This window comes from Aureimonas sp. AU22, assembly GCF_001463745.1.
Taxonomy (GTDB): Bacteria; Pseudomonadota; Alphaproteobacteria; order Rhizobiales; family Rhizobiaceae; genus Aureimonas.
On the sequence record NZ_BBWJ01000004.1, the window covers coordinates 175,153 to 197,288 of the forward strand.

The window sequence follows — 22,136 nt, forward strand, 5'->3', positions numbered from 1 at the left end:
GAAGTTGGCGGGAACATCGGTACGAGCCCGGCGTCTTCGTCTACGACGAGAAGGACTGCGGCGATGTCGAAGACGAACGATCAGCGCGACCCGGAAACGGCCACCACGAAGCCGCCCACCCTGCTGAAGGACGGCGGCCTCGGAGGCGAGGTTCCGCCCCATGGCGGAGCGCGCGTGCCCGAGGAGACGCGGGGCAGAACCGATCTCAAGAACGACGGAAATCCGAATGTGACCGGCGACGTGCGGAGCGAAGGATGACGGGCGAGCCGACCTGGCCCTCTCGGCTCCTTATCGTCCGTCATGGTCAGAGCCTCGGCAACGTGGCGCGCGACGCGGCGATGGCGGAAAACCGGAAGCGGATCGACATCGCGGACCGCGACATGGACGTGCCCCTGAGCCCGCTCGGCGAGCGACAGGCCTGGAGCGTCGGCCAGTGGCTCGGTCGACTGCCCGAGGACGAGCAGCCCCAGGTGATCCTGGCTTCGCCCTATGTGCGTGCGAGCCAGACGGCCGAGATCATCCGCAACGCGGCGGGGCTCGATGTCCGCAAGATCGTCCTCGACGAGCGCTTGCGCGAAAAGGAGTTCGGCATCCTCGATCGCCTGACGACCGAAGGCATTGCCGAAAGCTTTCCAGATCAGGCCGAGTTCCGGCGGCTGTTGGGCAAGTTCTATCACCGGCCGCCCGGGGGCGAGAGCTGGAGCGACGTCATCCTGCGGCTGCGCAGCGCCCTCGACACGATCGCGCTCCACCATCGCGGGCAGCGGGTCATGATCGTGTGCCATCAGGTGGCGGTCCTGTGCCTGCGCTACATCATCGAGGAGATGGACGAGGCGATGATCCTCGCGATCGACAGGGAGAGTGACGTGGCCAACTGCTCGCTCACCGAATACACGATGGATGCCGGCGCGCCAGCCGGGACCTCCCCCGTCCTCGCGCGATACAACTTCGTCGCGCCGCTCGTGGAGGAAGGCGCCGCGGTGACGAGGTCGCCCGACGCGAACGTGGCCTCGCGATGACGATCGAAGTTCCTTTCGAGCCGCCCATCGCGGTGACCGCCTCGTTCCTGCGCGGCCATCCGCTTCCCGATCCCGGCGAGGCGACCGACAAGGGCGAGCGCGGCACGATCCTGATCGTTGCCGGCAATGCGCGCACGCCCGGCACGGCGCTCCTGGCGGGCACGGCGGCGCTGCGGGTCGGCGCGGGAAAGCTGCAGATCGCAACGGCGCGCTCCACGGCGCCCCATGTTGCCACAGCCATGCCCGAGGCGCTCGTCGTCGGGCTGGCCGAAACAGCGGACGGCGAGATCGACCCCGGCGACGCCGCGCAACTGACGTCGCTTGCCGCATCCGCTCATGCGATCGTGGTGGGTCCCGGTTTCCTCGACGAAGACGGGGCCGCCAAGCTCGCCTGCGCCCTGTTCGACGCGGCCCCGGACGCCCGTTTCCTCGTCGATGCCGGAGCGCTCACCGGGTTGCGGAACCAGCGGGAGGCCTTGCAGGCGCTGCGCGGACGGCTCGTGATCACCCCGCATGCCGGCGAAATGGCGACGTTTCTCGGCATCTCGAAGGATGAGGTCACCGCCGATCCGCGAGCGGCGGGCCATCGAGCGGCCTCGACATGCGACGCCGTCGTGGTGATGAAGGGGGGCGACACGCATATCTGCCTGGCCGACGGAACGGCCTCGCAATGCGAAGGCGGCGGCGTCGGATTGGCGACGTCGGGCTCCGGCGATGTCCTGGCAGGCGTCATCGGAGGCCTTCTGGCCCGCGGCGCGCCTCCGCTCATGGCGGCGCGGTGGGGCACGCACCTCCACGCCGAAGCCGGACGCCAGCTCGCTCGCACGCGAGGGCGCTTGGGCTTCCTCGCCCGCGAACTCACCGACGTCCTGCCGACCCTTCTATGACGTAGCGGCGGCAACGCCGTTCGGCAGCCGGGACGGACCGTGTCGCAGCGCCGGTGACATGCCCTCCGAAACCGATGCGCAGTGGTGGCGCATGCCGGCCTGCGCGGCGACATCGCCGTTGCGGACCGGAGCGAAGAGGACCGCCACTGGCCTCGCAGCAGTCGTCGCACGGGCGATACGAACAGCGCCCGACGTCGGCTCCGGCATGTCGTGAAGCCAATATGGATCAAGGATGACGTTCCCATGATCCCGTAGCCATTCGGGGACTTGACCATGGCCGACATCACCTCCGCCGATGTTCAGCCGCGACACCCCGATCATCCGCTCGGACGTCCCAGCACGACGGGGCGATGGCTCCTCCCCGTCTTCGGTCTCGTTCTCGCTGCCGGTCTGATCTACATCATCCATTCGCTCGGCTAGGATCTTAAGGGAGCGCGTGCCGTGCCCTGGGTGCTGCTCGGGAGCACGCTGGTGATCGCCCTCGACTCCGAGTTCGTCAACGGGTTCCACGATACGTGGCAACGCGGTAGCGGCCGTCATCCGCACCCGTTCCATGCCTGCCGAGTTGGCGGTCCTGTGGTCGGGCTTCTTCAACTTCCTCGGCGCGCTCCAGTCGAGCGGCGCCGTCGCCTTCGGCATCATCGCATCCATGTGTGAACGCCAGCCGTTCTGGCGCGACCGGACAACCGAAGGGGCGCAAACCAGGTCCCGAACTGGTAGAGGTGGCGGCGACCGAACGCCACGGCAGGAGAACGAGATGCCCGAGAAGACGCTGTTCGTGGTCCAGCAGTTCGAGCGGATGGGCAAGCGCCTGGTCGCCGGGCGACTGATGGAGTTCAAGACCGCGGCGGAAGCTCAGGGTCGCGCCGACCGGGATGCCACGCGCACCGCCGGGGTCGTGGCTCTCAAGCAGACGATCGACACCGACACCGGAGAAGTCGTCGAGGATCCCGTAGTCCTGGCACGGCACGGTGAACTGCCTGCCGAGTTCGATCCCGGCTAGCGGCGGCGTTCGGCTCCGAGGGGATCATCGAAGGAAAGGCCCACCGGCTCCGTCGTCATCCCGCTTCGCCGGATGTCGACATGCCCAAGCGCAGGCCTTTACCCGTTGCCGAAGGCCCGTGAGGCCCGCGAAGTCGCCGGCCGCACCGCCATGGGGTCGACCGTTCCCCGACAAGTTCAATGGCTTGGCGAGGTCCGCCAGCGTCAGCACGGCGGCGACCCGTTCTCGGTTGGCTCGCTCGCCGGCAGGCCCGCGATCGTCCGACGGGGCTTGCGCGAGCGTGTGAAGGTCCCTTGATGCCTGCCGACCGATGTCGGCGATGATCTTCGAGTGACGGGGTCAGGCCGGCGGCTCATGCATGGCGTCCAAGGCTCGGCAGACGTGTCGCTTTCCGGCGCCTTCGCCCCTCCAAGCCGCCTGTCGCCGTCAAGCGCGGAACCGCGCCAGCGCGAACGGCGTGAGGTCGATGTCTTGCGTCTCGCCGCAAAGCCTCCTTGCCAGCGCTTCGCCAAGACCCGCCGAATGCTTGAACCCGTGACCGGAGCAGGCGGAGACGACCGTGACGCGGTCCATGTCGGGTTGGCGGTCGACGATGAACCCGCCATCTGGCGTCACGGTGTAGAGGCAGACGGCGGTCTCGACGGCGTCCTTCCGCACCCCTGCAAGGCGTCCCCGCAGATGGTCCTTGAACAGCGCATCGGACTCGGCGGGATCCACGTCGCGGCGCACCGCGTCGGGATCGGTCGATGTCGCGAACTGCTCGGTCGCGACCTTCACCCGCCGTTCGCCCGGCAGCGGTGGAAAGCCGTAGAAGTGTTGGATCGCCTCGGGCCCATGCATCCGGATGTAAACGGGGGATGCCTCGGTGAACGGTGCGCGCTCCTCCAGCGCGAACCAGTGCAGCACCTGCCTGTCGACCATCAGCAGCCGATCGAACGACGCTCCCAGAATCCGTGCGTTCCAAGCCCCGGCGGTCATCACGATGCGATCGGCGCGCCACGTCTGCTTGTCGGTTTCGACCAGCACTCCGGCCGCCTCCTGGCGGATGCCGACGACGGCCTCTCCCGTGCAGAGGGTTGCGCCCGAGGCCCGAGCGCGCGTCAGTTGGGCGTCGATGCAATGCTCCGGCCGGACATAGCCGCCGCCCGGCTCGAAGCAGGCCAGCGCGCCGTCGAGACCCGTCATGAAGGGGAACCGCGAGGCGATCCCCGCCCCGTCCAGGCGCTCGTGCGGAATGCCGAACTGTTCGGCGACGGCCAGGGTCCTTTGAACGAAGCCGCTCTCGATCGACGCAGGCCCGACGACGAGCGTGCCGCATTCGGTGAACAGCGGGCGGCCCGTTTCCGCTTCGATCTCGCGCCAGATCCGGTGGGAGGCCGTCACCAGCGGGACATAGGCCTCGCCCTCTCCCACCGCGCGACGCGTGATGCGCGTCTCGCCGTGGCTCGACCCCAACGAATGAGGCGGCACGAAGCGATCGAGCCCGAGGACCTTGCAACCGCGTCGCGCGAGTTGATCGGCGACGGCGCTTCCCATGGCTCCGAGCCCGACGACCGCGACATCGAACGTCCCGTCCATGCGTTCCATCCCGCGTTCTCTCCGGGCAGCGAAGCCGACCGGCTCGTTCCGTCATAATCGAGCAGACCAACCGCAACCGAAGCCTGCTTTGGCGCCGTTCCTACGTAGCCTTTCGGCTGTCACCTGCGGCATGGCGGAGGACGTCCTCCGGCCGAGCCATGCTTGGTGCGCGAAGCGCCTAGTTCCGCAGTCCCGGCGCTTCCTGGCCGGTGCGCTCGACATATTCGGTGTATCCGCCGCCGTAGAGATGCGGGCCTTCCGGCGTCAGCTCCAGCACGCGATTGGACAGCGCCGCCAGGAAATGGCGATCGTGGCTGACGAACAGCATGGCGCCTTCGAAGCGCGACAGCGCCTCGACCAGCATCTGTTTGGTGGCGATGTCGAGGTGGTTGGTCGGCTCGTCGAGCACGAGGAAGTTCGGTGGATCGAACAGCATCCGGGCCATGACGAGGCGTGCCTTCTCGCCGCCCGACAGGACGCGGCACTTCTTCTCCACCTCGTCGCCGTGGAAGCCGAAGCAGCCGGCGAGCGCGCGCAGGGGTGCCTGGCCGGCCTGGGGAAAGCTGTCTTCCAGCGACTGCAGCACCGTGCGCTCGCCGTCGAGCAACTCCATCGCGTGCTGGGCGAAGTAGCCCATCTTGACGCTCGGCCCCCGGGTCACCGTCCCGGAATCGGGCTCGGACGCGCCGGCGATCAGCTTGAGCAAGGTCGACTTGCCCGCGCCGTTGACGCCCATCACGCACCAGCGTTCGCGCCGGCGCACCTGGAAGTCGAGCGCGTCGTAGATGGTGCGGGTCCCGTAGCGCTTGTGCACGCCCTTGATCGTGGCGACGTCCTCGCCCGAGCGCGGCGCCGGCTGGAACTCGAAGCGCACCGTCTGCTGGCGCTTGGGCGGCTCGACGCGCTCGATCTTGTCGAGCTTCTTCACGCGGCTCTGCACCTGCGCGGCATGGCTGGCGCGCGCCTTGAAGCGCTCGATGAAGGCGACTTCCTTGGCCAGCATCGCCTGCTGGCGCTCGAACTGCGCCTGCTGCTGCACCTCGGCGATGGCGCGCTGCTGCCGGTAGAACTCGTAATCGCCGGAATAGGACGTGAGCGCGCCGCCATCGATCTCGATGATCTTGCCGACGATGCGGTTCATGAACTCGCGATCGTGCGACGTCATCAGGACGGCGCCGTCGAAGCCCTTGAGAAATCCTTCGAGCCAGATCAGGCTTTCGATGTCGAGATGGTTCGACGGCTCGTCGAGGAGCATGATGTCGGGGCGCATCAGGAGGATCTTCGCTAGCGCCACGCGCATCTTCCAGCCGCCCGAGAGCTTGGCCACGTCGCCGTCCATCATCGACTGGCTGAAGCCGAGGCCGTCCAGGACTTCGCGGGCTCGCCCGTCCAGCGCATAGCCGTCGAGCTCGTCGTAGCGACCCTGAACCTCGCCGTAGCGGGCGATGATCTCGTCCATCTCGTCGGCCCGGTCCGGATCGGCCATCGCCGCTTCCAGTTCCGCCATCTCGGCCGCCAGCGCACTGACCGGCCCGACGCCGTCCATCACCTCGACCACCGCGCTGCGGCCTGCCATGTCGCCGACATCCTGGCTGAAATAGCCGATCCTGACGCCACGATCGACCGAGACCTGCCCCTCGTCCGGCAGTTCGGCGCCGGTGATCATCCGGAACAGCGTCGTCTTGCCCGCACCGTTCGGACCGACAAGGCCGATCTTCTCGCCACGCTGAAGCGCCGCCGACGCCTCGATGAAGACGATCTGCTTGCCGTTCTGCTTGCCGATGCTCTCGAAGCGGATCATGGGAATTCCAGATGGGATGGGCTTGAGGAGGAGGCCGCCTCAAATCATCCCGCTTCTCCTCGCGCAAGGGGCTGCGGTGTCGGACCTTCGGTTTTGCCGTCGCCGTTTCGCCATCCCCTGGTCTTCGCCCCCCTCGATTGCGCACGGTTCGCTGCAGGGCGACGGGACCGATGCCAACCGGCGCGGAGGACCCGCACATGAAGAAGCGTCGGACGCCGGCATGACACGCGAGCGTTGAAACGGCATCATCACGCGGCGCGAGCCCCTGACCGGCAGCGCCGCCCTCGTCGCGGCAACGATGGTGCCCGACTTCACCAAGGCCGCCGCATCCGCAACCGAACCCTTGATCTCTGGAGACATGACCATGCCCTTCGTCACGACCTCAGACGACGTCGAGATCTTCTACAAGGACTGGGGGCCGAAGGACGCCCAGCCGATCATGTTCCACCACGGCTGGCCGCTGTCGTCGGACGACTGGGACGCGCAGATGCTGTTCTTCCTGCAGCACGGCTTCCGCGTGGTCGCCCACGACCGCCGCGGTCATGGCCGTTCGACACAGGTGAGCGAGGGTCACGACATGGACCACTACGCCGCCGACGCCTTCGCGGTGGCGGAGGCGCTCGACCTGCGCAATGCGATCCATATCGGCCATTCGACGGGCGGCGGCGAAGTCGCGCGCTATGTCGCCCGGCACGGCCAGCCGAGCGGGCGCACGGCCAAGGCGGTGCTCGTCAGCGCCGTGCCGCCGATCATGCTGAAGACCGAGGCCTATCCCGGCGGTCTTCCGATCGAGGTGTTCGATGGTCTGCGCAGCGCTCTGGCGGCCAACCGCGCGCAGTTCTTCCTCGATCTGCCGACAGGGCCGTTCTACGGCTTCAACCGGGACGGCGCGACCGTCCATCAGGGCGTCATCACCAACTGGTGGCGTCAAGGCATGATGGGCAGCGCCAAGGCGCATCACGACGGCATCAAGGCGTTCTCGGAGACCGACCAGACGGAGGACCTGAAGGCGATCTCGGTGCCCACCCTCGTGCTTCACGGCGAGGACGACCAGATCGTGCCCATCGACAACGCGGGTCGGCTCAGCGCCGAACTCGTTCAGAACGGCACGCTGAAGACCTATCCCGGCTTCAGCCACGGCATGCTGACCGTGAACGCCGAGACGCTCAACGCCGACATCCTCGCCTTCGTGAAAGGCTGACGCGTCCTTCGGGCCGCGACGGCCTTCGGCGCCGGAGGCGTCGCCGGCTCCCGGCTCGTCGCTGACCCATCCGCCTCGCCCGTCGCCGACGCCATGATTCCGGCGGCGGGCACTGTCCAACGTCTTCCTGGGCATCCCCTTCGTGCGTTCCAACGGTCCCGCCGCAGCGGGATCGGACCTCCTCGGGCCCGATACAAGTCGGCAGGCCGGGGCGGTACAAGCGTTCGAACGCCGCACGTCAGGCCGATACGGAAGGCGGGTAATCCGCCACGATCGCCGTTCCTCTCGCAAGCACAAGGACGACGATGTCGCTGGTCTTGGGGAGCCGTGCGGGTCGAGGCCGAGACGGAACTGTAAGGAGCCGCGCCTTCGGCTCCGTCGGAGAGAGGAAGGCTGCGGACGGTCTCCGCAGGCCTTCGAGAGACTACTGGTCGACGACCGAGCCGTCCTTGTGGAGGCGGGTATGGATGGTGCGTGGCCGGTAGGGGAACTTCTGTGCCGCGTCGGGACGCAGCGCGATGCCGATGCCCGGTTCGTCGCTGATGGTCAGGAAGCCTTCTCCGTCATGACGTGCCGCACCGATCAGGAAGCCATCCGAATCCGGTCTCTTGTCCGTGACGTCCCACGTGTCGTTCGGAAATTCCTGCAGCACGAAGTTCGGCGCCGTCGCGGCGATCTGGAGGCAAGCCGCCGTCGAGACGGCGCTCAGGGGGTTATGGGGAACCACGCCGGCATGCGACGCCTCCGCAAGGGCGGCCACCTTGCGGGCTCCGGAAATGCCGCCCACGATGCAGACGTCCGGCCTGAAGAGCTGGACAGCATTTCTAGCCAACAGCATCTGGAACTCCCAGAGCGTCGTCATCCGCTCTCCCGTGGCGATGGGGATCGAGATTTTGTCGGCGACGTAGGCCATCTCGTCGAAATTGTCGGGGGTGACCGGGTCTTCGATGAAGAGCGGGTAGAAGGGCTCGATCGCCCGGCCGAGCTGGACCGCTTCGTACGGGGTCATCTGCCTATGGATCTCGATGCAGAGATCCATCCCGCGCCCGGCGATGTCGCGGTACTGTCGCACCGTCTCCACCGCGTCGCCGACCTTCTGGGCGTGCGTCTGGAAGTACGGGACCTCACGACGCTCGTCGAGGAAGGGCGTGAGATGCCCGACCGCCGTGAAGCCCTGCCGCTTGGCGTCCTCGATGCCGGCGCACAGCTCTTCCTTAGTCTCGCCGAAGACGTGGTAGTAGGCGCGCGCTTTTTCTCGGACCTTGCCGCCGAGCAGCTGGTGGACGGGCGCATCGTAACGCTTGCCCATGATGTCCCACAGCGCGATGTCGATGGCGCTGATCGCGGCCATGACCGCCGAACCGCGGAAATGAGCCCAGCGGTACATATATTGCCAGTGATGTTCGATCCGCAGCGGATCCTGCCCGATGAGATAGTCCTTGAACCTCAGGACCGCGCCGGCGGTCGCCTCGTGGAAGCCCCACGCGCCCCCTTCCCCGAGCCCGACAAGGCCGCATTCGGTCCGGACCTCCACGAAGAAGTACTTGTCGACGAAGATGCTTTCGACGCTTTCGATGCGCATGGTGTCCATTCCTGTGAGATCGTTTGGCTGCGGCGCGTTCAATGGTCCGCGACAAGGACGACGGCGTCCGGCTCGATGCGGATGCGGATGCGCTCACCGACGGACGGGGGCCGCCTGGCCGGCAGTTCGGCGCGAAGGGTCGTGACGCCCACCCGCAGCTGGCACGTCACGGTCGAGCCTAGGAAGGCGACCGACATCACCTCCGCGTCGAACACGTTGTTGGTGCCGTCGTCTGCCGACACCTGCTCGATGTTTTCCGCCCGGATACATGCCGACACGGGCCCCGACGTCCGCCGGCGATCGGGCCATGGGAACCGCGCCTCGATCGTCGTACCGTCCGCCAGGGCCACGAGCGCACCGCCGTCGTCGGAGGCGCGGACGACGACGGTGTCGAGAATGTTGGCGTTGCCGATGAACTCTGCTGCGAAGCGGCTCATGGGACGATCGTAGAGGTCGCGAGGACTGCCTGCCTGGACCATCTCGCCGTTGCGCATGAGGATGATGCGGTCGCTCATCAGCATGGCTTCGGACTGGTCGTGCGTGACGTAGAGCGAGGTCTGGCCGAGCCGCCGCTGGAGATCCACCAGTTCGAAACGCATCCGATCCCGCAGGCCCGCGTCGAGATTGGAGAGAGGTTCGTCGAACAGGAGGAGACGCGGAGAGGTGACCACCGCCCTGGCGAGCGCGACGCGCTGCTGCTGTCCGCCGCTGAGCTCCGTGCCGTATCGGTCCGCATATCCGCCGAGCCCGACGATCGCGAGCGCTTCGTCAGCCTTGCGTTTGATATCGGCGGCCGGTTCGCGCCGCGTCCGAAGACCGTAGGCGACGTTCTCGAAGACCGTCATGTGAGGCCAGACCGCGTAGGACTGGAAGACCATGTTGATGCCGCGCTTTTCCGGCGGCACGTCGCGTCCGTCGGCGGCCACGACCTCGCCGCCGATCCGGATCGTTCCGCCCGACGAGCCTTCGAGACCGGCGATGCAGCGCAACGTCGTGGTCTTGCCGCAGCCGCTCGGACCGAGCAGCGAGACGAATTCGCCGTCCTCGACCTCGAACGACACGTTGCGGACGGCGACGACGGAACCATAGGCGACGACGAGATCCTCGACGCTCAGCTTGGCCATGATGCACTCCGATGGCGGGATGGATGCAGCTTACGCCTGGGAAAGGCGCACGCGCAGGACGTATCGGCCGACGAGGATGCCGAGGATCAGGATGATCGTCTGGAGAATGCCGATGATTGCCGCGTTCTGGACGTTCCCGAATTCGAGATAGTCCCACGACATCACGGACAGCACCTTGTTGCTCGGCGAGGCCAGGAGGATGGCGGCGCTGATCTCGCGGATCGAGAAGATGAAGACGAGGATCCAGGCGGACAGGATGCCCGGCCGAATGAGCTTGAAGGTGATCTGTCCGGCGGTGCGCCAGTGCGATGCGCCGCAGACGGACGACGCTTCCTCGAGAGACTTGTCGATCTGGATGATCGAGGTGTCGATCATCCGATAGGCAAAGGGAATGTAGGAGGCGACGAAGGCGATCACGAGGATCCAGATGGTCCCGTAGGCGGGGGTCATCAGGTAGGTCCAGAAGATGCCCGTGCCGAAGACGATGCCGGGCACCGCGATCGGGAACATCGCGACATAGTCGAGGAATCCACTGCCACGAACCCGAAGACGTCGAATGGCGTATGCGATCGCCACGCCGAGAGCGACGCACAGCGTCGGCGCAATGGCTCCGATCAGGAGCGTGTTGACGATCGACTGGCGCACGGCGAGCGATCCGGCGACCGCGCGGATGTTGTCCAGCGTGAAGGTGGCATCGAGGATCGTGGACGATGTGAAGCTGGTGAAGGCGACGTAGAAGAGCGCGAGGTACGGCAGCACGATCGCCAGCACGACATAGACGCCGATCAGCGCGATCGCCGGGAACCGCAAGCCTCGCAGCTTGACCATGCGCATCCGATAGCCGCGGGCCGTCACGGTGACGAACCGCGACGCGACGCGGGACGCGAAACGGTAGAAGGCGACACCGATCAGGGAGATCCAGAACAAGAGCGTGCCGATGGCCGCGGCGCGGGCGTAGTCGAGCGGAAAGGTGGCGACGGCCCGGTAGATATCGACGGCAAGGAAGGGCATCGACTGCGTGCCGCCGAGCGCGGCAGGGATCGAGAACGTTCCGCAGGTCAGGACGAAGACGAAGAAGAAAGCCGAAACGATGGACGGCCGCACCACGGGGAACGTGACCTTCACGGCCGTCGCGAACGTGCCCGCCCCGTTCAGATAGGACGCCTCCTCCATGGACGGGTCCATGCCCTTCAGCGCCGAGGACACCGTCATGTACGCGTAGGGCACGTTGTAGAGCGCCATGACGAGGATCACGCCCGTGGATGTCATGACGTTGATCACCGGCCCCGTCGCGCCGAAGAGGTCCCGGGCAAGGACGTTGAGAAGACCCGCATTGGGCGAGGCGAGGATCAGCCACGCCAGCGCCCCGACGAAGGGCGACAGGTACAGGGGCGCGATGACCGCGTTCTCCATCATGCCCTTGGCCGGGAGATCCGTGCGGGCGAGCAGCCACGCGAGCGCGATGCCGAGGAAGCAGGCGACGAACGAGACGACGAGCGAGGCTCCGACGGTGATGCCGAGTGTCCGGATGAAGGGCCACGTCGTGTAGACCGTCGCGAGGCTGCGCAGCGAGAAGGTCGCACGAGGGTCGACGAATGTCCCGGTTCGGATCGATCCGACGAACATCAGGACGATCGGGACGAGCACCAGGACGAACAAAATCGCCCCGAGCGCGAGCGGCAGTACGTAGCCCTTGCGCTGTCTTCTCAACGCCTCGTAGGCGATCGGCTTCGCTGCGCTGCCGGGGGCGTCGACGGAGATCGTCATCGGACCGCCCTCACCGTCCGAAGATCTGGTTCCACTCGGCGATGATGGGTTTCGACGGGTCGACGTAGCCGGGATCGCTGAGGTAGTCGATGTAGAGATCGGTGGGATCGGCGTACCAGGCTTCCTTGTACCAGTCGGCCTTGGCGGCCTTGCGCGGGTCGACCGTATCGTCGCGAGCGGATGCGACCCCGGCCACCTTGAACCATGCGGCCTGCCCTTCGGCGCTTGCGGCCCATTCCTGGAACAATCGGGCGGCGTTGGGGTGGGGCGCGCCCGCCGAAATTGCCTGGACGGTCAGATTGGCGGGCGTCGGGCTGGGAAAGATCCAGCGGATCGGCGCACCCTTCAGATAGAGCCCGCCCATATCGCTTTGCGACGCCTGATCGACGATCGCATGCTCGCCGGCCGCCATGCGGTCGTACATCGGCGACTTGCTCTCGTAGACCTGCGGTTTGAGCGCCGCCATCTTCTCCTCGAAGGCCGGCCCGAACTGATCGCGCTTGCCGCCGAGGAACATGTAGACATAGGAATAGCTCGAGCCGCCCGAGGCTGGCGTGCCGGTCGCGATACGGCCCGCCCACCGCGGATCCGTGAGGGCGTTCCAGCCCTGCTCGCGGATCGAAGCCTCTTCTTCGGGCGTGACCTTGGTCGAATTCCAGGCGATGCCCATGGCGTTGACGAAGACGGTGTACCAGACCCCGTCCTTCTTCATCGACGGACGGATCCCCGAGCCGGACGGAGGGGCATAGTCCGCGATGAGACCCTCGTCATCAGCCGATTCGATGAGAACGGTATCGGTGATCTGCACGACGTCGGCGATGTGCTGTCCGACGCGCTCCTCGGTCAGCCAACGTTCGAACAACGGATAGCTGGGCCCGCGCACATTCTGCGTGGTGATGCCGTATTTCTTGGTGAACTCGGCGGTCCACACCGCCGTCGGGTCGATGGCGGTCGTGTGGTAGTAAGTTAACGTTCCCTCGGCCTTCGCCGCGGCAACGAGGTCGGCGGGCACGCCTTCGGACGTTGCCTGCGCGTGTGCGGACATCGGCGCGCCGGGCAGCATGACCGCGAGCCCCCCGACGAGCAAAGTGCCGAGTAATGCACGGCGGGTCCGCGAGACCCGATGCCGGTTCTTGTTCATGACGATCCCTCCCAGACCTCGCGGCAGAACGTTCCGAGACGCTTCGCTCACCCTCGTACATTTGCGCAAATGTATTTGCTCGTCAACCGGGCTTGGCGTAGCTAGGATGAACTGCCGATCGGGAGACACACGTGCAGCGCCGACGAACGTCCGAAGACCTTCCCCTGAACGAACCGACATACCTTCGGGTAAAGCGGGCGATCATCGCCGACCTTGCCGATGGCGGCTTCGTCCCCGGCACCCATCTGACGATCGAGACGCTGACATCCCGATACAAGGTCAGCCATATGCCGATCCGCGAGGCGCTGCGGCAACTGGAGGGCGAAGGCATCCTGATCTCGATCGCGCATCGCGGCTTTCGCATCGAAGCGATCACCGAGGGCTACATCCGCAACATCTACGATATCCGCGTGGGGATCGAATCCATGCTCGCGCGGCGCGCCGTCGAACTCGCCTCGAAGGACGACATCGAGAACATCCGGGCGATGCACGAGGATCTCAACGTGCTGATCCGATCCGCCAAGCCCATGGTCGCCTCGCGCGAGAACATCGCCTTCCACGAACGCATCTATTCGATCGCGGACAATCCGGAGGCCGAGACGATCCTGGAAGGGCGAACCCGCGTCGTACGGACGGTCGCCGACAGTTTGGGGGGATACCATCCGGACATCGTCGAAGATGTCATCCGCGAGCACGAAGCGATGGTGGCGGCCTTTGAACGACGTGACCCCGCCGCCGCGGGACAAGCCGTCTTCGATCATGTCACGGCCGCCCGCGACAGACTATTGGCAAACATGGCGTCGCACGAGGGTTTCGCAAAGGACGCCGACGCTGCCCCGTTTCAGGCTTCGAACGGCTAGAGTGCAGCGTCGATCGTCGCACCGCGAACGGCATCGAGGGCACGCAGAACCATCGGCGCGGCCAAGCCCTTGCAGGATATGACGCGATACGCGTCCCCCGCCTTCGCCCTCCCCTGCGGGTAACGGGGCGAGATTGCCGTCGTATCGAGGAGCGGCAGCCGTTCGCTGGCTTGCCGCGGGCGGATGATCACGACCGAAGACGGGCCGTTCGCATCATGCAATGGCGCCTCCGTCGGCCGTCAGGGTGGCGCCCGTGATGATGCTCGCCGCGGAACTCGCAAGGAAAACCACGACGTTCGCGATCTCCCTCGGCTCGCCGAACCGCCCCAGGGACGTGAGGCTCCGCTGGAAGTCGGCGGCCGCACCGTCCGCCGGGTTGGCATCGGTGTCGACGGAACCGGGTTGCACGAGGTTCACCGTGATGCCCTGCGGCCCGAGTTCCCGTGACAGACCGCGCGTGAACGAGCTGAGGGCTGCCTTGGACATGGCGTAGGCGGTTACGCCCGGAAACGGAACACGCTCGCCGAGGCTCGAACCGATCGTGATGATGCGCCCTCCTTCACCGAGGTGAGGAACCGCCGCCTTGGCAAACAGCACCGGCGCGCGCACGTTGACGTCCAGCAAGGCCTGAAACTCGTTCAAGTCGATATCCGCAATGGGTCCAGCGTGGCCGATGGCGGCGCTGTTGACGAGGATGTCCAGGCCACCGAGCGTTTCGACGCATTCGCGAATGGAGCGCGTGATCGCCTGCGGGTCGGCGCTGTCGGCCTGGATGGCGCGTGCGCGGCGCCCCGTCGCTGCGATGGACGCGGCCGTGCTTTCCGCCCGTTCGGCCGAGCGCTGATAGGTGAAGGCGACGTCCGCGCCATTTTCCGCCAAAGCCAGCGCGATCGCCGCGCCGATGCCCCGCGAGCCGCCGGTTACGAGGGCTCGCTTTCCCTTCAGATCGATCATGTCACCATCCCTCGATGTCTCGTGAAGTGTTTCGCATTGGGATTACCCGCCGATGCCTTCGGCCGTTTCCCTGCAGTTCAGTCCAGCTGGAAGCTCAGACGCCTGACAACTCAGTCGACGAGACTGAGGACAGTAGACGCGACTGGCGCGCAACTGAGTTGTCCGTCGGGGAACGCCGGGGCAACGGACGCGCGTCTTGAAACCACGCCCCATCTTTCGGATGGAACATCCGAGATGCTGAGCGGTCTGATCAACCCGGTCGGCGAGATTTCCCCGTGAAGGGAGCGACGAGCTATCAGACGCACCCCGCTGGCTGCCAACGATCACGGATGACGCATCGTGTTGGACGGAGCGTCCTGAATGATACGTGCTTCCAGCCGGGCCAGCCGCATCGCCCGGCGACGCCAACCCATGTCGCAGCGGCAACGAGTGCGGTCCGACCTTGGCGCCCGGAACGGCGCTTCGGGTCGGCGACGTCGGCCGGCCGGCATCGCACCCCGCAAGGCGTCCCGGGAGCGTCGCGCCGCCCGGGACAGTTGCACGTGGACCGGATCAACCGGCCCGTTCGACCGGCGTATTGAGCAGCTGCTGTTCCCACATGTAAGCGATGCCGCTGCCGCCGACGTGGTCGATCAGGACCTCGGTGAGCGGACCGGCCGTATCCGTCCGTGCCCAGTCACGCTGCCATTCGGCGGCCAGGGCGAGCCAGGTCATCATGTTGATGCCGGCCGCGATCATGCGCTGGATGGCGACCTGATGCGCCTCGACCGACGTGCCTCCGGACGCATCCGTGATGACCGTCACGTCCCAACCTTCACCGGCCGCCTGGATCGCCGGCATCGCAACGCAGACCTCGGTCCAGAGCCCCGCGATGACGAGCTGCCTGCGTCCGGTCGCCTCGACGGCGCTGACCACAGTCTTGTCCTCCCATGTGTTGATGAAGGTCCGATCGATCACCTCCTGGCCGGGAAAGACGTCGGTCAGGTGCTTGAAAAGCAGACCGCCGCGCCCCGCGATGACACTGGTCAGGATCGTGGGAACGCCGAAGGCTTTGGCGGCCTTCGCCAGCGCGGTCGTGTTGTTCACCACGGCCTGGGGATCGTGGCTGTTCAGGTTGGCCAGTTGGTAGGGCTGGTGGTCGATCAGGAGAAGCACCGAGTCTTCCGGGCGCAGAAGTGAATCAAGGCCGTTTCGCAGTGTCATGGCAGTCCTCCTGAGGTTGCGCGAACATCATCGCGGCCGATGAAGGCACCGAGACCTCGTCGACCGAGGGAGAATTGCCATTCCGATTTCCCAGACGGTAGTGTCGCCCGGTGCACTGCTGTGTCGCTCATCGCGGAACGTGGGATGGACGTCGAGGAGTTGCTGTCGCAGACGCCAACCGCGTGACGGCGACTGCGCAACGAGGCTCCGACGGATGCGCGGGTGACCTTCCAAGTCCTAACAATCCGGACATTCGACCCGACCCCCGACACGAGGATACCGGTATGTCAGCGCCTCCATGGCGAAGGGCTCGGACAGGACGAGGTTGGAAATCGGGCGGTAGAGATACGACAGTTCGGAGACCACGACGAACTTCGGGCTTGCGGGATCCGTGCTGACCGACAGGGAGATGGGGGAGGCCTTTGCTCGCGCGTTGCCACCCAATGCGCGCGACCATTTGACGATCCAGTCCCCATTCGGATCGAGTTCGGCACCCGAGACGACGATGCGCAACTGTTCGACGTCGTAGGGTTCGATGAACTGCCGGGCGACATTCTCGAGCCCGGTCAGTTCCCGGGCGCTGGTGTGCAGTTCACGGCTGGCGATATCCGCGACAGCGCCCGCCACGCTGTTGAGCTTGCCGAAGAGTGTCAGAGCCATCGTCAGCTGAAAGGCGCCGAAGCAAAGGATCAGCAGGACCGGAAAGACGATGGCGAACTCGACGGCGGCAACGCCGCGTCGATCGCGAAGCATCGTCTTCCAGCGGCCGGGTCCGGCGAGCGTCATCAGTACGGCTCGGACTTCAGGAACGTGCCGACGACGATCAGGTGGTTACCGCTCTCGAGGGTCGACAGGTATCTCTGCATGAAGTTCGTGATGATCGGCCACTCGTAGGCGACGCGCAGGCTCATGACGATGCTCGATTCTCCGGCCTCGAACGTCGTTGCGATCGAACCATCCTGTACGATGGGCGGGATGCTGATCCCCTCGAAGGTCGGATAGCGGCGAAGATCGATGTGCAGTTTTTCGCAGTCGAGGAGATAGCCGACCTCCGCGCAGATCAACGATCGCAACTCCCCGTCGGTCGTCGCGATCGGACTTCCGAGGCGGACCTCGCGCGCCACGCGCTCCACGGCGTTGTTGATCGAGGTTTCCGCCATGAAGACAAGCGACGTCTCGAGGATGAAGAAAACGACCAGGAAGAATGGCGTGGCAAGCAATCCGAACTCGACCGCCGTCACCCCGTCCTTTCGCGCGTAGAAAGACCTGATCTCTCGAGCGAACGGCATGTCAGTCCCGGGACAGGCGAACGCGACTGATCGAGTCGCCGATGTTTCCGAACGCGGTCTGCAGCGACGCGGAATCATTCGCGTCGAAATAGTTGGCTGGGGTGCTGGCGCAGTAGGCCATGAGCGCACGCCCCTCCGACGTGTCGACCATGAACGCGACCGTGTAGATCTCGATCTTCTTCGACTTCATGTAGTCGCAGAGCTTGCGGGAGTCGCTGTCGGTGCGCTCCCGCTCCTCCCTGCGAACCCGTTGATCGGTCGACGACAGTTCCGCATCCGGCTTCTCGCCACCGCGGACGGGACCGTGATGACCCCACCAGTCCTGGAACATCATCGTATTCGCTCCATCGGTCATCAGGACGACGATCTTCCTCGGTTTCCGGTTCTTGGGATCGTAGTCGAGCCCTTCCTGGAACGGTGCCGATGCCGACAGAACGTTCTGACCCCACATCAGTCCGGACGGTATGTACGTGAGGGGTTTGTAGTATGGCTTCTCGACGACCATGCCGTTGACGGCGCTCAGAAGCTTCGCCCGATCCGTCGTGAGAGGCACGATGGGGTTGGGGCACTTGATCTCGTTGTCGATGATGCCGGGATAGGGAACGGAAGGGTTCGCGTCGGTCACGTTGTAGGGCGGAGTCGCCTGGGCAAACCGGGACCCCACACAGCCGAACCATTCCCGCTTGTCGGGACCGTCGCAGGTTTCCTTCGGCGGAACGAGAGGCACGACCTCCGATTCCAGGCAGTCCCCGCCACAGGTGGACGATTGCGGAATGCCGTCTCGCGTCACCGTGCAGGCGAAGGTCGGGCTCCTGCGATGGCAGATCGTCTCCGTCGTCTGGGTGCGGCACGTGGGGGCGCGCTTGCCTTCGATGCTGAGCCAGGACGCGGAGCGGTATTGCGTTCCGACGTTGACGTAATCAGCATAGGGGACGAGTGCGATACGAACCTGATCCTGGCCCCCGTCCAGAAGGGTGCCGACCAGCTTCGAGGCGGCGCTCTTCAACGAGGCGAGCTTCTGGCCACTCGTGTTGGGACCGATCATCGAATAGGTGTTGTCGAGAACCAACGCGACTTCGACCGTTCCCGTCACCTCGCGCTTGGCGATCGAGGCGGCCTGCACATCGAACGCGTCGAAGCCCGCGATCGACATGAACGTCATGTTCACGGTCGACACCAGGGACAGCTCTATCTGCTTGTCGCTGGTCTTGAGGTCAGCGATCTCGACGGCGTTCAACGCCCCGGCCGCCCGGTTGCCGTCGATGGTCGCCTCGCCGATCGAGCGCAGCTTGCCCGCCTGCTGCTCCTTGGAGATCGCCATCGCCAGCGAACCGGCATCGGCCAGATCCTGAAGGTGGACCCGGGCGGTATGAAGACGGTTGAGGTCGATACCCGCGCCGACACCGAAAATCAGAGGAAGAATGAGCAGTGCAGTCAATATAGCAAAATTGCCTTGCTCGTTTCGGATGAATCTCGAGAGCAAATTGATACCCGCAGCTGTGGATCTCCGGGTATTCGTAGAACAATATCGCCTTAAAAAATCATGTTCCTCCGACAGTCTGTCGCGAGTTTTTTCGAATGATTACTTTAGGCCCGATTAACGCTCGAATCGATCAAGTGCCGCGGCGAGGCAGGAGACGTTCGTGAAGCTCGCAGCCTTCTCGCATCGGCTGGCACGGTCGCAAGGCGTCCGCCGTCACCCTCAGTGTGCAGGCCCACAGGCCGACGAACATCTCGGCCTCACGGATCTTGCGCAGCCAACCATGGCCGACAAGCGCCAGGCATCCGTTTCCGATTGTCCCCTCTGATGGGGTCTAGGCCATCGGCCCACGATAGCTCAGGATGAGGCCTGCGACTTGCCATCTTCGAGGACGCTGCCGCGATCCTCGGTGAACTCCTGATCGTGACGGTGCTCCTTATGATCCGCTCCTTCGACGCTGTCATCGTCGGCGCAGGCCAGGCCGGCCCCTCGCTCGCCGCGCGCCTCACCGCAGCCGGACGGACGGTCGCCCTCGTCGAGCGCCACCTCGTCGGGGGAACCTGCGTCAACACCGGCTGCATGCCGACCAAGACCCTGGTCGCCAGCGCCAAGGTGGCCGCCACGGCGCGCCGGGCAGCGGACTACGGCGTCGTTCTGCCCGGCCCGGTCTCCGTCGACATGGCGCAGGTACAGACCCGCGCCGCAGCCGTCTCGCGCACGGCGCGCGAGAACAACGAGCGCTGGCTGGAGGGAATGGAGGGGCTGACGCTGATCCGCGGCCACGCCCGGTTCCTTGATGCGAAGACCTTGGGCGTTGGCGGCGACAGACTTACGGCGCCGTTGATCGTCCTCAATGTCGGGGGACGCGCATTCGTGCCGGACATGCCGGGCATCGGCGATGTGCCCGTCATGACCAACAGCGATATCGTCGCGCTGGATACGCTACCCCGCCACCTCGTGGTGATCGGCGGCAGTTATATCGGACTGGAGTTCGCGCAGATGTACCGCCGCTTCGGATCGGCTGTGACGGTGATCGAAAGGGGTCCGCGCCTCGTCTCGCGCGAGGATGAGGACGTTTCGGTGGCGATCCGCACCATCCTGGAGACCGAAGGCATCACGGTGCGCACGTCGGCGGAATGCATCGCCTTCGCGCCCAATGCGGACGGCGTCGCCGTGCGCGTCGATTGCCGGACCGGAGAACCGGAGGTCGTCGGGAGCCACGTCCTCATGGCGGTCGGGCGGCGCCCGAACACGGACGACCTCGGCCTCGATGCCGCCGGCATCCGAACGGACAAGCGCGGCTACATCGAGGTGGACGAGCGGCTGGAGACCAGCGTGCCCGGCATCTTCGCGCTCGGCGACTGCAACGGTCGGGGCGCCTTCACCCATACCGCCTACAACGACTACGAGATCCTGGCGGCCAATCTCCTGGATGGGGACGCGCGCAGCGTCGACCAGCGCATCCCGGCTTACGCACTCTACACCGACCCTCCGCTCGGCCGCGTCGGCCTGACGGACGCGCAGGCCCGTGCGAGCGGCCGGCTGCTGCTGTTCTCCAATCGGCCGATGAGCCGTGTCGGTCGGGCGATCGAAAAGGGCGAGACGCAGGGCTTCATGAAACTCGTCGCCGACGCGCAGACGCACCGGATCCTTGGCGCCGCCATCCTCGGCGTCGAGGGCGACGAGGCGATTCACGGCATTCTCGACGTCATGAACGCCGACCTGCCCTACACGATCTTCGAGCGGGCCGTTCCCATACACCCGACCGTGTCGGAACTCATCCCAACCCTCGTCGGCGATCTCCGACCCGGATGACGCATCGCTATCGCGCGGAACGTGCGCATTCTTGGCTTCCTAACGGATAGGCGACGGACCGTTTTCCACCCCTTCGAGCCTTGTGATCGCTCAATACGAGGGCCGCGGAAAGTCCGCCGGACTCTGCCGGCAGACCACAGCGGCACCTCGGGTGCGTCGACCGGATGGACGGCTTCGACAGAGCCCTTGATTGTGTGAAGTACGATCGCCCTCGCCGGCATTCCGCTTCACTGGTCCTCGATCACCAGGACTTGCCTCTCGCGGTGACCGGCCACAAGGCCTCCACGCGGCCGTTGCGAACGCAGACGTACCAGTCGTGGAGGTTGCAGGTCGGGTCGCAATGGCCGGGTACCAGCCGGATCCGGTCGTTGACGCGCAAGGTGTCGCCTGGGTCCGACAAGCTCCCGTGCTCGTCGGAGACCCCGACATAGGCAACACCCTCACGATCGAAGACGCGGGGCAAGCCGCTGTCGGTCGACAGCGACTTCAGGCCTGCATCGCAAACCGCACGACCCTGCGCCGGTCGGCTCATCACCGACGTCAGCACGAAGAGGGCATTCTCGAAGCCGCCGGGGCGTCCGCCGTCCTCCGTCCGGACGCGCTCGTAATCGGCGTCCATGAAGACGTAGGAGCCGCATTGCAGCTCGTTGTAGACGCCCGAGCCACCTTCCAGCGGGAAGCTGCCGGTGCCCGCCCCGCCAACGATGGCGCAGGACAGGCCCACCTCGGCCAGAAGCGACACGGTCCGCTCCGTCGACACAACGGCCTTGGCGATCGCGGCGCGCCGTTCGGACGGGTCGGCGATATGCTGAGCCGGTCCGTGATAGGCCTGAAGGCCAGCGAAGACGAGCCCGGGTGTCTCGGCGATGCGCAAGGCGAGATCGCGGGCCGGCTCTCCCGGCGAGATTCCGCACCGGCCGGCGCCGCAATCGATCTCGACGAGAACCTCGAGGGTCGAGCCGTGGCGGGACGTGGCGCGTGCCAGATCCGGCAACGCCTCCGCGTCGTCGACGCACAGGATGATCCGCGCCTCAAGGGCCAGTCGCCCAATGCGGTCGAGCTTTGCGGGATCGCGCACCTCGTTGGCGACGAGGATATCGTCGATGCCCGCGCGCACCAGAGCCTCCGCTTCCGAAACCTTCTGGCATGAAATGCCGCAAGCCCCGCCCCGCTCCATCTGGATGCGGGCGATGTCGGCGGACTTGTGGGTTTTGGCATGCGGGCGCAGACGCACGCCCATGGCGTCCGCTGCCGCCCGCAGCCGCTCGAGGTTCCGCTCGAACGCATCGAGGTCGATCACGAGCGCGGGCGTCTGGACGGTGTCGAGAGCGTCGCCCGGGCGAGCGGGCACGTCGTAACCGACGTCGAACGTGGTGAGTGCGTTCATTATGTCCTTTCAGGCTGGAACAGCCTATGAGCTAGATGCCGAACG

At 65.8% G+C, this 22,136-nt stretch carries 19 protein-coding genes and 1 pseudogene; 8 read left to right on the forward strand and 12 right to left on the reverse strand.

Features of this window, described 5'->3' with window-relative positions:
• The first annotated feature begins 63 nt into the window (after nucleotides 1-63).
• From AUL34_RS01295 to AUL34_RS01310, 5 genes and pseudogenes are all read left to right on the forward strand, one after another.
• Nucleotides 64-258, forward strand: coding sequence for a hypothetical protein (locus AUL34_RS01295; protein WP_061929974.1), 195 nt, complete (start codon nucleotides 64-66; stop codon nucleotides 256-258).
• Nucleotides 255-1,019 carry a histidine phosphatase family protein gene (locus tag AUL34_RS01300; protein ID WP_061929977.1) on the forward strand — a complete coding sequence of 255 codons (765 nt, stop codon included), beginning with the start codon at nucleotides 255-257 and terminating at the stop codon, nucleotides 1,017-1,019. Before AUL34_RS01295 ends, AUL34_RS01300 begins: the two co-directional genes overlap by 4 nt.
• Nucleotides 1,016-1,906, forward strand: a complete 891-nt coding sequence (locus AUL34_RS01305) for an NAD(P)H-hydrate dehydratase (protein ID WP_061929980.1) — start codon at nucleotides 1,016-1,018, stop codon at nucleotides 1,904-1,906. Before AUL34_RS01300 ends, AUL34_RS01305 begins: the two co-directional genes overlap by 4 nt.
• A 273-nt stretch (nucleotides 1,907-2,179) precedes the next feature.
• A pseudogene (locus AUL34_RS22780) lies at nucleotides 2,180-2,552 on the forward strand (inorganic phosphate transporter); the annotation flags it as partial.
• Nucleotides 2,553-2,663: 111 nt separating this feature from the next.
• Nucleotides 2,664-2,909: a hypothetical protein gene (locus AUL34_RS01310; RefSeq protein WP_061929983.1), complete on the forward strand. Its 246-nt coding sequence runs from the start codon at nucleotides 2,664-2,666 to the stop codon at nucleotides 2,907-2,909.
• Nucleotides 2,910-3,335: 426 nt separating this feature from the next.
• On the opposite strand, the gene solA is transcribed toward AUL34_RS01310, so the two are convergent.
• Nucleotides 3,336-4,487 carry an N-methyl-L-tryptophan oxidase gene (gene solA / locus AUL34_RS01315; protein WP_061930598.1) on the reverse strand — a complete coding sequence of 384 codons (1,152 nt, stop codon included), beginning with the start codon at nucleotides 4,485-4,487 and terminating at the stop codon, nucleotides 3,336-3,338.
• Between the two features lie 178 nt (nucleotides 4,488-4,665).
• Nucleotides 4,666-6,288 carry an ABC-F family ATP-binding cassette domain-containing protein gene (locus AUL34_RS01320; protein ID WP_061929986.1) on the reverse strand — a complete coding sequence of 541 codons (1,623 nt, stop codon included), beginning with the start codon at nucleotides 6,286-6,288 and terminating at the stop codon, nucleotides 4,666-4,668.
• A gap of 364 nt (nucleotides 6,289-6,652) precedes the next feature.
• Here AUL34_RS01320 and AUL34_RS01325 point away from each other — a divergent pair, with 364 nt between their 5' ends.
• Nucleotides 6,653-7,489, forward strand: coding sequence for an alpha/beta fold hydrolase (locus tag AUL34_RS01325; RefSeq protein WP_061930600.1), 837 nt, complete (start codon nucleotides 6,653-6,655; stop codon nucleotides 7,487-7,489).
• A 424-nt stretch (nucleotides 7,490-7,913) separates the two neighbouring features.
• Here AUL34_RS01325 and AUL34_RS01330 read toward each other — a convergent pair whose 3' ends face one another.
• Genes AUL34_RS01330 through AUL34_RS01345 form a run of 4 tightly spaced genes read right to left on the reverse strand, consistent with a single transcriptional unit; the run spans nucleotide 7,914 to nucleotide 13,103 of the window.
• Nucleotides 7,914-9,071 carry a mandelate racemase/muconate lactonizing enzyme family protein gene (locus AUL34_RS01330; RefSeq protein ID WP_061930603.1) on the reverse strand — a complete coding sequence of 386 codons (1,158 nt, stop codon included), beginning with the start codon at nucleotides 9,069-9,071 and terminating at the stop codon, nucleotides 7,914-7,916.
• A gap of 38 nt (nucleotides 9,072-9,109) precedes the next feature.
• Nucleotides 9,110-10,195 carry an ABC transporter ATP-binding protein gene (locus AUL34_RS01335; RefSeq protein ID WP_061929989.1) on the reverse strand — a complete coding sequence of 362 codons (1,086 nt, stop codon included), beginning with the start codon at nucleotides 10,193-10,195 and terminating at the stop codon, nucleotides 9,110-9,112.
• A 30-nt stretch (nucleotides 10,196-10,225) separates the two neighbouring features.
• Entirely contained in the window at nucleotides 10,226-11,962 is a 1,737-nt protein-coding gene (locus AUL34_RS01340) for an iron ABC transporter permease (protein ID WP_061929991.1), read from the reverse strand.
• A gap of 10 nt (nucleotides 11,963-11,972) precedes the next feature.
• Complete coding sequence (locus tag AUL34_RS01345; protein ID WP_061929994.1) at nucleotides 11,973-13,103, reverse strand: ABC transporter substrate-binding protein; 1,131 nt, start codon at nucleotides 13,101-13,103, stop codon at nucleotides 11,973-11,975.
• A 131-nt stretch (nucleotides 13,104-13,234) separates the two neighbouring features.
• On the opposite strand from AUL34_RS01345, the gene AUL34_RS01350 reads away from it, so the two are divergent.
• Nucleotides 13,235-13,963 carry a GntR family transcriptional regulator gene (locus AUL34_RS01350; RefSeq protein WP_061929997.1) on the forward strand — a complete coding sequence of 243 codons (729 nt, stop codon included), beginning with the start codon at nucleotides 13,235-13,237 and terminating at the stop codon, nucleotides 13,961-13,963.
• A gap of 213 nt (nucleotides 13,964-14,176) precedes the next feature.
• Here AUL34_RS01350 and AUL34_RS01360 read toward each other — a convergent pair whose 3' ends face one another.
• The 5 genes from AUL34_RS01360 to AUL34_RS01380 form a co-directional block, all read right to left on the reverse strand.
• Nucleotides 14,177-14,917 (reverse strand): SDR family NAD(P)-dependent oxidoreductase, encoded by a 741-nt coding sequence (locus AUL34_RS01360; RefSeq protein WP_061930002.1) that lies wholly within the window; start codon nucleotides 14,915-14,917, stop codon nucleotides 14,177-14,179.
• Between the two features lie 552 nt (nucleotides 14,918-15,469).
• Nucleotides 15,470-16,120 carry a hydrolase gene (locus tag AUL34_RS01365; RefSeq protein WP_061930005.1) on the reverse strand — a complete coding sequence of 217 codons (651 nt, stop codon included), beginning with the start codon at nucleotides 16,118-16,120 and terminating at the stop codon, nucleotides 15,470-15,472.
• A gap of 237 nt (nucleotides 16,121-16,357) precedes the next feature.
• Nucleotides 16,358-16,906 (reverse strand): TadE/TadG family type IV pilus assembly protein, encoded by a 549-nt coding sequence (locus tag AUL34_RS01370; RefSeq protein WP_061930008.1) that lies wholly within the window; start codon nucleotides 16,904-16,906, stop codon nucleotides 16,358-16,360.
• Nucleotides 16,906-17,409: a TadE/TadG family type IV pilus assembly protein gene (locus AUL34_RS01375; RefSeq protein WP_061930011.1), complete on the reverse strand. Its 504-nt coding sequence runs from the start codon at nucleotides 17,407-17,409 to the stop codon at nucleotides 16,906-16,908. The genes AUL34_RS01370 and AUL34_RS01375 overlap by 1 nt, the downstream gene beginning before the upstream one ends.
• Before the next feature lies 1 nt (nucleotide 17,410).
• Entirely contained in the window at nucleotides 17,411-18,892 is a 1,482-nt protein-coding gene (locus tag AUL34_RS01380) for a TadE/TadG family type IV pilus assembly protein (protein WP_274532643.1), read from the reverse strand.
• A 435-nt stretch (nucleotides 18,893-19,327) separates the two neighbouring features.
• On the opposite strand from AUL34_RS01380, the gene AUL34_RS01385 reads away from it, so the two are divergent.
• Nucleotides 19,328-20,704 carry an FAD-containing oxidoreductase gene (locus AUL34_RS01385; RefSeq protein WP_061930017.1) on the forward strand — a complete coding sequence of 459 codons (1,377 nt, stop codon included), beginning with the start codon at nucleotides 19,328-19,330 and terminating at the stop codon, nucleotides 20,702-20,704.
• Nucleotides 20,705-20,945: 241 nt separating this feature from the next.
• Here the strand turns inward: AUL34_RS01385 and AUL34_RS01390 are convergent, their stop codons facing one another.
• On the reverse strand, nucleotides 20,946-22,091 hold the full coding sequence (locus tag AUL34_RS01390) for a DSD1 family PLP-dependent enzyme (RefSeq protein WP_061930021.1): 1,146 nt from the start codon (nucleotides 22,089-22,091) through the stop codon (nucleotides 20,946-20,948).
• Between the last annotated feature and the right edge of the window lie 45 nt (nucleotides 22,092-22,136).